This window comes from Streptosporangium nanhuense, from assembly GCF_059358815.1.
In genome coordinates this window covers 87,034-99,497 of the sequence record NZ_JCADBG010000004.1, presented here as the reverse complement: position 1 = coordinate 99,497, position 12,464 = coordinate 87,034, and the positions used below count along the sequence as shown (strand labels likewise).

The window sequence follows — 12,464 nt, the reverse complement described above, 5'->3', positions numbered from 1 at the left end:
TCAGACCCAGCCGGGGCGGACGATGCCGGATTCGTAGGCGATGACGACCAGCTGGGCGCGGTCGCGGGCGTGGAGTTTGGTCATGGTCCGGCTGACGTGGGTCTTGGCGGTGGCGGGGCTCATGAAGAGCGCGCCCGCGATCTCGTCGTTGGTCATGCCGGTGCCGACCAGGGCGAGGACCTCGCGCTCGCGGTCGGTGAGCAGGCCGAGGTCGCGGGTGTGGCGCGGTTCCTTGGCCCGGGTCGCGTACTCGGAGATCAGGCGGCGGGTCACGCCGGGGGAGAGCAGGGCGTCGCCCTCGGCCACCACCCGGACGGCCTGGATGAGCTCGGCCGGTTCGGTGTCCTTGACCAGGAAGCCGCTGGCACCGCCGCGCAGGGCCTCGAAGACGTACTCGTCCAGCTCGAAGGTCGTCAGGATGATGATCCTCGGCCCGGGGGGCATCTCGCGGGTGGCGGTCAGCCCGTCCATGCCGGGCATGCGGATGTCCATCAGGACCACGTCCGGCCGGTGCTGGGCGGCCAGCCGCAGGGCCTGCGCCCCGTCGGCGGCCTCGCCCACCACGGTCATCCCCGGCTGCGCGTCCAGCAGGGCACGGAACCCGGCCCGCACGAGGGCCTGGTCGTCGGCGAGGACAATCTTGATCATCGGGGTTCCTCCGGGATCGGCAGCCGGGCCTCGACGCGGAAGCCCCGGCCGTGGTGCGTGGCGGTGAGCGTCCCCCCGAGGGCGGCGGCACGCTCCCGCATGCCGGGGACGCCGTTCCCGCCGCCCAGGCTCTCCCCGGGGGCGTCGCCGCCGGAGTCGGTGACCCGGACGGTCAGCGCGCGGGGCTCGTAGCCGAGCACGACCGTGACCGACGCGCCGGGGGCGTGCCGGGTGACGTTGGTGAGGGCCTCCTGCACGATGCGGTACCCGGCCCGGTCGATCTCCGGGGGCAGCGGCCCCGCCTCGCCGACGATCTCCTTGGTGACCGGCAGCCCGCTGCGCTCGACGAGCTCGTCGAGCCGGTCCAGCCCGGCGGTGGGGGAGCGGGGGGCGCCGTCGCGCAGGACGTTGAGCACCGACCGCATCTCGGTCAGCACGTCCTTGGACGCCTGCTTGATCGTGGTGAGCGCGGTCCGCGCCTGCTCTGGCCGGTCGTCGATGAGGTGCAGCGCGGTGGACGCCTGCACGTGGATGAGGGAGATGTTGTGTGCGAGCACGTCGTGCAGCTCCTGGGCCATGGTCAGCCGCTCCTCGCTGGCCTGCCGCCGCAGCTCCTCCTCCTTCACCCGCTCGCGCTCGGCCAGCCGCTCCCTCCTGGTCCGCGAGAACTCCGCCACCACCAGGATCAGGCCCATCAGCGCGCCCACCGTGAGGTCGTGGAGCCAGCCGGGCGTACGGACGGGGGCGAGCCAGGACGTGTAGACCACGAGGAACACGTAGGCCAGGCCCCATATCGACCAGGCCGCCCGCCGGTGGCCGCTCACCACGGCGGTGTGGAACGCGATGATCGGGCTGAGGAAGGCCGGGCCGTAGGGGTAGCCGAGACCGACGAAGACCAGGGTCGAGCCCGCCGCGACCGCCAGGCAGAGCACCGGGTGGCGGCGGCGTACGATCAGGGCCAGGGGTCCGGCCAGCACGAGCGCGCAGCCCAGCGGGTCGAGCGGAACCCTGAGCATGCCGGGGTCGTGGACCTGCCACCACTGCACGCCGCGAGTGGCCGCACCTTGGAAGACTCCCGTGACCAGGGGGAGCAGGACCTCGGCCCAGCGGGGTTTGGCGTGCACGCTCAGCACTGTACGTGCGCCTGTCCGAAGAGCGCGTCCGTCTCGTGAGGCATGAGGTACTACATCCCCCGCGGTAGGGAAGGGGCTGACAAGGCTCACGGGCTGAGTCAAGCTGTCTGCGGGAGGTCTCATGATCAATCGTCGATTCGCCACCCCCCTGGCGGGGATCCTGGTGGGAAGTTCCTTAGTGCTCGTCCAACCCGCCGCCGCCTCTCCACAGGCGCCACGGGTCGAGAAGAAACCGGTCGCGGAGGGGTACGGGGGCGCGGTCTCGACCGTCGACCTCGACGCCAGCGAGGCCGCGCTGGGCGTGCTGCGCGCGGGCGGCAACGCCATGGACGCGGCGGTCGCCGCCGCGGCCACCCTGGGCGTGACCGAGCCCTACTCGGCCGGGCTGGCCGGGGGCGGGTTCATCGTCTACTACGACGCGCGCCGCAAGAAGGTCCACACGATCGACGGCCGGGAGACCGCGCCGAAGGCGATGGGGCCCACCTCGCTGGAGGGCATCCCGTTCGAGGAGGCCGTGACCAGCGGGCTGTCCGCGGGGGTGCCCGGCAGCGTGGCCCAGTGGGAGCTGGCGCTGCGCAGGTTCGGCACGCTCTCGCTGCGCCAGGCGCTGAGGCCCGCGATCGAGGTCGCGTCCGAGGGGTTCAAGGTCGACCAGACCTTCTACGACCAGACCGCCGCCAACGCCGCCCGTTTCAAGGACTTCACCTCCACGGCCAAGCTCTACCTGCCGGGCGGTGCCCCGCCGCCGGTCGGCTCCACCTTCCGCAACCCCGAGCTGGCCGACACCTACCGCAGGCTCGGCAGGCAGGGCGGCGAGTGGCTGTACGGCGGATCGCTGGGCGCCGAGGTCGTGGCCACCGTCAAGAAGCCGCCGGTCACCCCGGGCTCCACCCGCAACGTGCGGCCGGGGCTGATGGAACTGCCCGACCTGAAGGCCTACCGGGCGCTCGAACGGCCGCCCACGAAGGTGACGTACAAGGGCATGGACGTGTACGGCATGGCGCCGCCGTCCTCGGGGGGATCGACGGTCGGCGAGGCGCTCAACATCCTTGAGGCCCTGCCGGAGGTCGGCGAGCACGAGTACCTGGAGGCGTCCAGGCTCTCCTTCGCCGACCGGGGCAGGTACGTGGGCGACATCCCGGGCGTCCCGCTCAAGGAACTGCTGTCCGACGGGTTCGCCAAGGAGCGCGCCTGCCTGATCGGCGAGCGGGCGCTGACGAGCCCGGCCGCGCCGGGCAACCCCGACGGGACGTACGGGCCGTGCGCGCCCGCGCCCTCGGCGGAGGCCACCCCGTCGGCTCCCGAGGGACCGGAGACCACCCACCTGGTGGTCACGGACCGGTGGGGCAACGTGGTCGCCTACAACATCACCATCGAGTCGACCGGCGGCAACGGCATCGTCGTCCCCGGCCGGGGCTTCCTGCTCAACAACGAGCTGACCGACTTCACCTTCGGCCCGGCTCCCGGCGACCCGAACCTGCCCGCGCCGGGCAAGCGGCCCCGCTCCTCGATGGCGCCGACGATCGTCCTGGACGACGGCAGGCCGCTGCTCGCGCTGGGTTCCCCCGGCGGCTCGACGATCATCACCACCGTGCTGCAGATCCTGGTCAACCGCTGGGATCTCGGCATGTCGCTCCCCGAGGCGCTCGCCGCGCCCCGGGCCACCCAGCGCAACACCGCCCAGACCCAGGCCGAGCAGGGCTTCATCGACCGCTACGGCGCCGAGCTCACCGCCCGGGGCCACAGCCTCGTGCTGAACCCCGAGATCGGCGCGGCCACGGCGGTCGAGTTCCTGCGGCACGGAAAGCTCCAGGCGGTCGCGGAGCCGACCCGCCGCGGCGGCGGCAGCGCGCTGGTGGTGAGCGGGCGCAGGTAGGACCCCCGCCCGTGCGGTGCCGACCCCGGCGGCGCGGTTCCGACCGCGTCGCCGGGAACGGCCGGCGGGCCGGCGGGCCAGCGGGTCAGGGGATCAGCTCGTAGGCCGCGCGGTTCGGCGTGCGGGTGCGTGCCCAGTACTCGAAGGTGAAGCCCGGCCAGATGGCCCTGTTGACGCCGTGCTCGTCGAGGTACCAGCTGCCGCAGCCGCCCGTGTTCCAGACGCGGCGGCTCAGGCGGCTCTGGAGGCGGTCGTTGTGGGCGTTCTGCGCCTCGGGGCGGACGTCCAGGGCCCTGGCCCTCGTCCTGGACAGCAGGCGCAGGCAGTCGAGGACGTACCGGACCTGGGATTCGATCATGAAGACGACCGAGTTGTGGCCCAGGCCGGTGTTGGGACCGAGCAGGAGGAACAGGTTCGGGAACCCGGCGACGGTGATGCCGTAGTAGGCCCGCACGCCGTCCTTCCAGGCGTCCTGGATGCTCCTGCCGTTCCTGCCGACGATCCGGCGCTCGTTCAGCGCGGAGACGGTCCTGAAGCCGGTGCCGTAGACGAGCACGTCGATCTCGATCTCCCTGCCGGTGGAGTCGACGATCGAGTTCTCCCTGATCTCGCGCACCTCGTCGGTGATCACCTCGACGTTGTCCCTGCCCAGTGCCGGGTAGTAGTCGCTGGAGATCAGGACGCGCTTGCAGCCGATCGTGTAGCCGGGGGTGAGTTTGGCGCGCAGCGCCGGGTCGGGGACCTGGGCGGCCAGGTGGCGCAGCGCCGTCTTCCTCTGGGCCCCCATCAGGCGCGGGTCGACGGTGAAGCCCAGCGCGCGGCCCTCCAGCGCCCAGTAGATCGCGTTGCGCAGCGCGCGGGTGGCGCCGGGCAGGCCGAGGAGCCGCCTCGCCCGGGACGAGAAGGGGAAGTCGGGCTTGGGGTGGATCCAGGGAGGCGTGCGCTGGAAGACGTGGAGGCGGGAGACCTGTCCGGCGATCCTCGGGACGAACTGGACCGCCGACGCGCCGGTGCCGATGACCGCGACCCGCTTGCCGGTGAGGTCCACCGAGTGGTCCCACTCGGCCGAGTGGAAGGACGGGCCCGCGAAGCTCTCGCGGCCGGGGATCGCGGGCAGCGAGGGCACGTGCAGCGGGCCGGTGCCCGAGACCACGGCGTTGGTGGTGAGGATCTCGCCCCCGGCGATCTCCACCCGCCAGCCGCGCGCCGCGTCGTCGTACTCCAGCCCGACGACCTCCGCGCCGAAGCGCAGGTGGGGGGCGAGGCCGTACTTCTCGACGCAGGCCCGCAGGTAGTCCTGGATCTCGGCCTGGGGGGAGAACATCCGCGACCAGCCGGGGTTGAGCTCGTACGAGAAGGAGTACAGGGGCGAGGGGACGTCGGAGGCGCAGCCGGGGTAGGTGTTGTCGCGCCAGGTCCCGCCCAGGTCGCCGGCCTTCTCCAGGACGACGAAGTCGTGGTAACCGGCTTCCTTGAGCTTGATCGCCATCCCCAGCCCGGCGAAGCCGGAGCCGATGATCGTGATCCCGGGGTGCGTGCTCATCGGGCCTCCTCGCTCCCCGCCGCCCGCCGCGGCTCTCCCGGCGGCAGCTCGTCGGCGAGGGCCCTCGGGCGGCGCGAGTCCTCCACCGGTCCCGGCCGTGGTGATGAGAGCGTCACTGTACTCGTTTCTATTGGATTATTCGTCCAATGTAATGAGCGGGGAGAGTGCCGTCCATTCTCGTGCCGTCCATCCTCGCGCCGTGACGGAATGTTCCGGACCGACCGGTCGGTGTCCTCCTGGTCTCCGGAAGCCCGGCCTCCGGAAGCCCGGTCTCCGGGACACGGCCTCCGGGAACACGGCCTCCGGGAACACGACCTCCTGGACACACGAAAAGCGCCGAGGGCGATGCCATCGGCGCTGGGGACCCTCGGAGCGTTAGAGCAGCAGGTATGCGGCCACGGCGACGACGACCAGCACCGCGACCACCACCGCCGCCGTGATCGGCAGGGCGAGCGACCGCTTCTCGGGAGCGGCCTCCGGGTCCTTGCGCTGGGCGAACGCACGGAACGCCTGGGTGTTGCCCGCGGGGTCAATCGGCTGAGGATCAGACATGGGGATGACTTTAGCGATACGGCATGCCTTCCAACACTGATTTGTCCACTTTCACGGGAAGGAAGTCCGGCGCCCGGCCAAGGGCGGGTGCTGGGGGCGGGACCGGCCGCGGGGGCGGATAGCGTGGTGTCATGCTCCGCATCCTGTTCTCCGCCCGCGTGGTGGTGCTTCACCTGCTCGCGGTCGGAGCCCTCGTCGTGTGCGGGCTGCTGGGCAGGTGGCAACTCGGCGTCTTCGAGGAGTCGGGCAAGCCGCAGTCGCTGCTCGACCCCGCCCCCGTGGCGGTCGCCACCCTCACCGAGCCCGGGAAGCACCTGACGACCGACAAGGTCAGCCGCCGGGTGACCGCCGAGGGCACCTTCGACGCCTCGAAGCAGCTCCTGGTGGCCGAGCGCGACGGGGGCCTGTGGCTGCTCGCGCCGCTCGACCTCGGCGACGGCACCTCCATCCCGGTCGTACGCGGCTGGGTGGCCACGGCGGGGGATCCCGCCGTCACGGCTCCGGCCGGGGGCGCCGGGGGCAGGGTGACCGTGAGCGGGCGCCTGCAGCCCTCGGAGAGCACCGACAGCGTCCAGCGCCGGACGCGGCAGCTGCCGCCGGGACAGGTGCTGACCGTCTCGTCGGCCGAACTGATCAACGTCTGGCGGGGGACGAGGCTGCGCGACGGGTTCGTGGTGGCCGCCACCCAGTCGCCGGCTCCCGAGATCGCGGCCAGGGCGGTGAGTGTTCCCCCGCCGACCGAGCCGGGCGGGCTCACCTGGCGCAACCTCGCCTACGCCGCCCAGTGGTGGATCTTCGGGCTGTTCGCGGTCTTCATGTGGTGGCATTTCGTCCGAGACGCGCTGCGCGGCGGCACCCGCGAGCACGACTCCGGCCCCGATGCCCCCTCCGGCCCCGATCCCGACGCCGTCCCCGGTCCCGGGACCGCTGCCCCCGAGGCCGGGACGGGTCCGGAGCCCGAGCCGGAGATTCCCGCCCTACCAGCCCGTACCGCCCCGTGAACCGAACCCCAAGACCGAGGTAACCGACCGTGGAATCCGCTCTCAAGCCCTTTCGCATCCTGGCCTACATCGTCGGCGTGATGCTGCTCGTCCTGGTCACCTGCATCGTGCTCAGGTACGGCTTCGGCATCGAGGGGCCATCGAAGATCGTCTCTCCGATCCATGGCTTCCTCTACATGCTCTATCTCGTGGCCACGATGAACCTGGGCATGAAGGCGCGCTGGACGTGGTCGTACATCCTGGGGGTGATGCTCGCGGGCACCGTGCCGCTGCTCTCGTTCGTGTTCGAGCGCAGGGTCACCCGCCGGGTGGAGTCGGAGCTCGCGACCGCCACCTGAGCGGCCCGGCCTGAGCGGCCCGGCCTGAGCGGCCCGGCCTGAGCGGCCCGGCCCCGGTCCGGCCCGGAGACGCGGGTTCCGCGTGGCCGGGCCGTGCCGTGCCGTGGCGTGCCGTGGCATGCGGTCGCGTGCCGCGTCAGCGGCCCAGGCCCCGGCGACGCGAGCGCTTGAGGCGCTCGCGCTGTGAGGGGTCGAGCATCAGGTAGCCGACGACCGGGGCGGCCACGACGCCCAGGAGGACCAGCAGCGTCACAAAACCTGGCAGGAACAGCCACGACAGGAACACCACTGCTCCGGCGCCGATCGCGTACTTCTGGACGGGCGACATCCTCAACATCCTCCGAACGCGGGGCGGGCGCCCCGTCTGTAGTTCATTGTGCGTCGCCGGTCCAACGTGTGGACCTACCGGCGTGGTTCCAACCGAGATATATCGTGATTTTTGCTATCCGGCCAGTGCCTTGAGCGTCGCCACGCCGCCGGGGTCCGCGTCCGTGCTGACCGGGACCAGCGCCACCTCGTCCACGCCCGCGCCGGCGTACGCGCGCAGGCGCTCACGGACCGTGTCCACGTCGCCGAGCAGGGCGACCGACTCCAGCAGGCCGTCGGGGACGGCCGCCAGCAGTTCGCGGGGGTGCGGGCGGGTCCTGGCGAACGCGACCACGTCCCCGAACCCGGCCTCGGCGAACATCTCGCCGTATCCGGGCGCGGCGAGATAGCCCACGACGGCGCGCCGGATCCGGTCGACCGCCTCGCGCCCCGGGTCGATCGCCGCCGTCACCCAGGCCGCCACCCTCGGCGCCGGTGCCGCGTCCCCCTGTTCCCGGGCCGGTGCCGTCCGAACCGCCGCGCGGAGGCCGGCGGTCAGGCGGGCGGCGGAGGCGGGGGTGATCAGGTTGAGCACCATCCGGTCGGCCGTCGCGGCGGTCCGTACGGCGGAGGCGCCGAAGGCGGCCACGGTCAGCTCGGCGCGGGGCGCCGGGAGCCGGAGCCGATAGCCGCGACTCTTCACACATTCCCCTGAAAAATCGGATTTGTCGCCATCGAGCAGCGGCCTGAGCGCCCGCACCGCCTCCCGCAGCACGGCGGCCGGCCGCGCCCGCGACCTGCCGTGCCACTCCTCGACGACCAGCGGGCTCGACGTGCCGACCGCCACGTTCACCGGCCTCCCGACCAGGGAGGCCACCGACGCCACCCCCATCGCGATCATCATGGGGTCCCGTACGGCCACCGCCAGCGGCCCGACGGTGAGCCCGATCCGGCCGGTGGCCAGCCCGGCCGCGGTGGCCAGCGCGAAGGCGTCGTAGGTGGCCATCTCGCCCACCCACAGCTCGTCGTAGCCCAGCTCGTCGGCGGCCCTCGCGGTCAGCAGGGCCTCCTCGGCGGGCCGGTCCTGCCAGAGGCCCAGGGAGACGCCCAGTTTCACGCGACACGCTCCAGCAGCACGGCCGAACCGCTGCCCGCGGCCCCGCTGACCGCGGCGACGCCGTATCTGGCCCCGCGGCGTTCGAGCTCGTCCGCGCAGGCGGCGATCAGGATGGCCCCGGTGGCGCCGAAGGCGTGGCCCATCGCGATGGTGCCGCCGCCTGTGTTGAAGCGGTCCTCGCCGACCTTCAGGTCCCGCTGGAACTTCAGGCACAGCGCGGCGAACGCCTCGGCGAACTCGTACACCTCGACGTCGTCGGGGGTGAGCCCGGCCCCGGCGACGACCCGCTCGACCGCGAGCTGGCCCGCGGTGAGCATGGTGACCGGGTCGACGGAGGCGGTCGCGGTGCCGACGATCCTGGCCCTGGGGCGCAGGCCCAACTCCGCGCCGGCCGCCTCCGAGCCGACCAGGAGCAGGCCCGCCGCGTCGCACAGGCTGGGGGAGGTGCCCCGGGTGTGCAGGTGGCGCAGCTCGCCGACCTCGGGGCGGTGCCTGCGGACGATGGCGTCCTGGTCGTCCTGGCCGGCGAAGGCGGGGCCCATCGCGGCGAGCGCCTCCAGGGTCACGCCCGGCCGCACGTGCTCGTCGTGCCGCAGGCCGCCGACCGGCACCAGCGAGCGCTCGTAGCGCCCGGCGGCCCACGCCTCGGCGGCCAGGGTCTGGGTGCGCAGGCCGTACGCGTCGAGCTCCTCGCGCTCGAAGCCCTCGACCGTCGCGACCAGGTCCGCCGCGATGCCCATGTGGATCGACCCGACCCTGTCCACCACCGCGGGGTCGGCCCACAGCGGCCCGCCGTCGGAGAACATCGGCACCCGGGAGACCGACTCGACCCCTCCGGCGACCACGACGCGGCTCTGCCCGGACTCCACGAGCGCGAAGGCCGTGCGGACCGCGTCGATGCCCGAGGTGCAGTAGCGGTTGACGGTCATGCCCGGCGCGTCGAAGCCCGCGGTCAGCGCCGCGGTCCTGGCCAGGTTGCCGCCCTGCTCGGCGTTCTGCGAGGCGCAGCCGACGATCATGTCGTCCGCCCGCTCGACGCCGGTCCGCTCGCGCAGGGCCTCCAGGAGCCTCTCCAGCATGGTCAGCGGCGTCACGTCCGCCAGCCCCCCGCCGGGCCTGGCCTTGCCCCGGGGAGTCCTGACCGTCTCGTAGATATATGTCGTCATCTGTTCCGCTCCTGCCGGATGTCGATGTCGTGCGCGGTCCTCCCGTGGCTGGTCCTCACGTGGCCGCTCCTCACGTGGTCGCGCTTTTCAGCTGGTCCGCGCGTACCCAGGTGGCGTGGAAGCCGAGCGGCACCTGCTGGGGCAGGACGATCCGGGCGACCGGCCCGGCGGCGAGGTTCGCCGCGTGCAGGACCTGCACCTCGGAGGTGCCCTCGCGCTCGTCGGTGACGAAGCTGACGAGGTAGCCGTCCTCCTCGTCCGTCGCGCCGTCGCGCGGCGCGAACGGGGCCTCGCTGCCGTAGCGGTGCTCGCCGTAGTAGTACGTCTCCTTGCCGCCCGTCACGTTGTCGTAGCGGACCAGGCCGTCGAAGAGGTTGGTCGCGGCGTCCTTGACCGACACGTTGTAGGCGTAGCGCGACCGCAGGCCCGTCAGCCGGGCGTCGATCGAGGGGAACTCGGTGTTGTGGTCGGAGTCCACGAACCCCTCCGACGTGCGGCCGGTGCGCAGGTCGAAGCGGTAGCGGTACATCCGCGCGTCGAGCTTGAGGTAGGAGATCATGCGGGCCAGCGGGCTGCCGCTCCCGGCGGGCGCGGGACGGCCCACCCTGCAGACGTCCAGGACGATCTCCCCGTCCTCCTCCCAGGAGTTGACGACGTGGTAGATGTAGCAGGGTTTCGCGTCGAACCAGCGGATCTCGTGCGCCTGCCCGCGCCGGGGGATGACGCCGAAGCGCGAGGGCAGCTCCCGGTCGAACGTGAGCTTGTAGCGGCCCTGCCGGGCGGCGTCCATGTCCTGGTAGAGCGGCAGGTCCATGAGGATCGCGTGGTTCTCGGTGATCGCCATGTCGTGCGGCAGCCGCGCCCCGGGCAGCTCCAGCTCAACGCAGTGCTCGACCGACCCGCCCGCGCCGACCACCCCGTAGCGCAGGTACGGCCTGCGGGGCCCGTAGTCGAACCAGAACAGCTCCCCGGTTCGCTCGTCGACCTTGGGGTGGGCCATGAAGTCGCCGGTCAGCGTGTCGAGGAAGGTCTCGACGCCGAGCGTCTCCAGGCTGAGGGGGTCCATGCCGTACGGGGAGCCGCACAGGTACCACGTGGTGAGGACCTGGCCGCGGTGGAAGACCACGTCGGTGTTGGCGGAGTCCTTGAGGCCGAGCCCGCGGGTGTTGCCGAACGGGTTGCCCTTCGGGTTCTCCATCACGCCGGTCCACAGCGACCGCCCGGCCGCCGACTCGGCCTCGAACGCCCTGGTCCTGACGTAGCGGTTGCGGTAGCGGGCCCTGCCGTTCTCGAAGTGCATCGCGTGCACCATGCCGTCGCCGTCGAACCAGTGGTAGCGCCCCTTCACAGGGAACCGCGTGTTGGGCCCGTTGCGCAGGTAGACGCCGTTGAGATCCTTCGGGATCTCGCCGATGACCTTGAGGTTCTCGGCCGTGATCTCGTCCTGGACCGGCGCGTAGACGCCCAGCAGGTACGGATTCGGCTCGCCCGACTCGTCCATGACCACCACAGGTTCCGCCATGTCCTTGAAGCTACGATAGAAGAAGTCAGCTCGTCAACGCCCGTTCTCCGCAGGTGGCGTGGCCAGGAGGGGCGCCGGGCCGTCCCCGCGGTGCCGGGTTGGTAGTTTGGCGGTTTCGCCGGGAGCGGGATGATCGTGCTCGTCGAAAACGGGCAAGATCATGCTTGATGGCGACGAACATCGCCGTGTTCGTTGAAAACGGGCACGAATTCGACCGTCGACGACGAACATGACCACGCGACCATCCATCGGGAGGACACGCTGTGAACGGCACTGGGCGGGAGCCGGGGCGGACCGAGCTCAGTGCGATCGGGCAGGCGCTGGCGATCCTGGGAGACCGGTGGGTGCTGCTGATCCTGCAGCGGGCGTTCCTGCTGCGGATCAGGACCTTCGCCGGCTGGCGCGACGCGCTGGGCATCTCCGAGTCGGTCCTCGCCGCCAGGCTCAGGGAACTGGTCGACCACGGCATCTTCGAGCTGTCGGCGTACCGCAACGGCCGCACCCGCTACGAGTACCGGCTGACGGAGCGCGGGCTCCAGCTGTGGGCCCTGCTGGTGGCCATCCAGGCGTGGGAGCGCGACTGGGTCGCCCCGGGGCGGCTCCCGCCGCTGCTGCACGAGCAGTGCGGGCAGGACGCCAAGCCCTACCTCGGGTGCGGTTCCTGCCTGGAGCCGATGAGCGCCCGCGACACCCGGACCGAGCCCGGCCCGCTGGCCACGTTCTCCAGGATCGGCCCGCCGAGGCGGCACCGCCGCACGGTCCGCTCCGACGCCTCGCCCGACCTGATCGGCTACTGCCCGGCCTCGATGGAGATCCTGGGCGACCGGTGGAGCACCAGCGTCCTGGCCGGGGCGTTCCTGGGTACCCGGCGCTTCGTCGACTTCCAGTCGGGTCTCGGCATCGCGCCCTCGGTGCTCACCGACCGGCTGCGCCGCTTCGTCGAGCTGCGCGTCTTCGACGCCCGGCCCGACGGCTCGTACCGGCTCACCGACAAGGGGCTGGCCTTCTTCGAGGTCTTCGCCTTCCTGGTCGACTGGGCCCAGCGCGAACTCCCCGCCCCCGAGGGCTCGGCCCTGTCGATCACCCACGCGCTCTGCGGCGCCGCCTTCCAGCCGGTCCTGCTGTGCAGGGCGTGCGGCCGGCCGCTCCAGCGGCGCGAGGTCCGTTTCGTCCTGCCCGAGTAAGGGTGCGTCGCGACTTTCTCGTGGTGTCACGGTGATTCGGGTTGTTTTTCCGGTAATCGTCGCGTGGCGGGCCGCGGT

At 72.0% G+C, this 12,464-nt stretch carries 12 protein-coding genes; 4 read left to right on the top strand and 8 right to left on the bottom strand.

Annotation, left to right across the window (positions count from 1 at the left end):
- Both AC5L38_RS10355 and AC5L38_RS10350 read right to left on the bottom strand, forming a co-directional pair.
- Positions 1-648: a response regulator transcription factor gene (locus tag AC5L38_RS10355; RefSeq protein WP_495242536.1), complete on the bottom strand. Its 648-nt coding sequence runs from the start codon at positions 646-648 to the stop codon at positions 1-3.
- Entirely contained in the window at positions 645-1,772 is a 1,128-nt protein-coding gene (locus AC5L38_RS10350) for a sensor histidine kinase (RefSeq protein WP_495242535.1), read from the bottom strand. The genes AC5L38_RS10355 and AC5L38_RS10350 overlap by 4 nt, the downstream gene beginning before the upstream one ends.
- A 130-nt stretch (positions 1,773-1,902) precedes the next feature.
- Here AC5L38_RS10350 and AC5L38_RS10345 point away from each other — a divergent pair, with 130 nt between their 5' ends.
- The gene (locus tag AC5L38_RS10345) at positions 1,903-3,657 is read left to right on the top strand and encodes a gamma-glutamyltransferase family protein (RefSeq protein ID WP_495242534.1); all 1,755 of its coding nucleotides are present in this window, start codon (positions 1,903-1,905) and stop codon (positions 3,655-3,657) included.
- Between the two features lie 85 nt (positions 3,658-3,742).
- Here AC5L38_RS10345 and AC5L38_RS10340 read toward each other — a convergent pair whose 3' ends face one another.
- Positions 3,743-5,200, bottom strand: a complete 1,458-nt coding sequence (locus AC5L38_RS10340; protein ID WP_495242533.1) for a flavin-containing monooxygenase — start codon at positions 5,198-5,200, stop codon at positions 3,743-3,745.
- A 375-nt stretch (positions 5,201-5,575) separates the two neighbouring features.
- A complete protein-coding gene (locus AC5L38_RS10335) occupies positions 5,576-5,752 on the bottom strand; it encodes a hypothetical protein (RefSeq protein ID WP_350971244.1) in 177 nt (58 codons plus the stop codon).
- Between the two features lie 131 nt (positions 5,753-5,883).
- Between AC5L38_RS10335 and AC5L38_RS10330 the strand changes: the two genes are divergently transcribed.
- Together AC5L38_RS10330 and AC5L38_RS10325 are read left to right on the top strand one after the other, a co-directional pair.
- A complete protein-coding gene (locus AC5L38_RS10330; protein WP_495242532.1) occupies positions 5,884-6,753 on the top strand; it encodes an SURF1 family protein in 870 nt (289 codons plus the stop codon).
- Positions 6,754-6,782: 29 nt separating this feature from the next.
- Positions 6,783-7,091, top strand: a complete 309-nt coding sequence (locus tag AC5L38_RS10325; RefSeq protein WP_495242531.1) for a DUF3817 domain-containing protein — start codon at positions 6,783-6,785, stop codon at positions 7,089-7,091.
- A gap of 136 nt (positions 7,092-7,227) precedes the next feature.
- Here the strand turns inward: AC5L38_RS10325 and AC5L38_RS10320 are convergent, their stop codons facing one another.
- The 4 genes from AC5L38_RS10320 to AC5L38_RS10305 form a co-directional block, all read right to left on the bottom strand.
- A complete protein-coding gene (locus tag AC5L38_RS10320) occupies positions 7,228-7,419 on the bottom strand; it encodes a tail-anchor membrane protein (protein ID WP_329090742.1) in 192 nt (63 codons plus the stop codon).
- A 114-nt stretch (positions 7,420-7,533) separates the two neighbouring features.
- On the bottom strand, positions 7,534-8,514 hold the full coding sequence (locus tag AC5L38_RS10315; RefSeq protein WP_495242530.1) for an LLM class F420-dependent oxidoreductase: 981 nt from the start codon (positions 8,512-8,514) through the stop codon (positions 7,534-7,536).
- Complete coding sequence (locus tag AC5L38_RS10310) at positions 8,511-9,680, bottom strand: acetyl-CoA C-acyltransferase (protein WP_495242529.1); 1,170 nt, start codon at positions 9,678-9,680, stop codon at positions 8,511-8,513. Before AC5L38_RS10310 ends, AC5L38_RS10315 begins: the two co-directional genes overlap by 4 nt.
- Before the next feature lie 70 nt (positions 9,681-9,750).
- Positions 9,751-11,202, bottom strand: coding sequence for a carotenoid oxygenase family protein (locus AC5L38_RS10305; protein WP_495242528.1), 1,452 nt, complete (start codon positions 11,200-11,202; stop codon positions 9,751-9,753).
- 263 nt (positions 11,203-11,465) lie between these two features.
- Here AC5L38_RS10305 and AC5L38_RS10300 point away from each other — a divergent pair, with 263 nt between their 5' ends.
- Entirely contained in the window at positions 11,466-12,386 is a 921-nt protein-coding gene (locus AC5L38_RS10300; RefSeq protein ID WP_495242527.1) for a winged helix-turn-helix transcriptional regulator, read from the top strand.
- Positions 12,387-12,464 lie beyond the last annotated feature (78 nt).

Coding starts and splice junctions, on each gene's coding strand:
- AC5L38_RS10355 (WP_495242536.1), bottom strand. CDS start 648: ATGATCAAGATTGTCCTCGCCGACGACCAGGCCCTCGTGCGGGCCGGG.
- AC5L38_RS10345 (WP_495242534.1), top strand. CDS start 1,903: ATGATCAATCGTCGATTCGCCACCCCCCTGGCGGGGATCCTGGTGGGA.
- AC5L38_RS10340 (WP_495242533.1), bottom strand. CDS start 5,200: ATGAGCACGCACCCCGGGATCACGATCATCGGCTCCGGCTTCGCCGGG.
- AC5L38_RS10335 (WP_350971244.1), bottom strand. CDS start 5,752: ATGTCTGATCCTCAGCCGATTGACCCCGCGGGCAACACCCAGGCGTTC.
- AC5L38_RS10330 (WP_495242532.1), top strand. CDS start 5,884: ATGCTCCGCATCCTGTTCTCCGCCCGCGTGGTGGTGCTTCACCTGCTC.
- AC5L38_RS10320 (WP_329090742.1), bottom strand. CDS start 7,419: ATGTCGCCCGTCCAGAAGTACGCGATCGGCGCCGGAGCAGTGGTGTTC.
- AC5L38_RS10310 (WP_495242529.1), bottom strand. CDS start 9,680: ATGACGACATATATCTACGAGACGGTCAGGACTCCCCGGGGCAAGGCC.
- AC5L38_RS10305 (WP_495242528.1), bottom strand. CDS start 11,202: ATGGCGGAACCTGTGGTGGTCATGGACGAGTCGGGCGAGCCGAATCCG.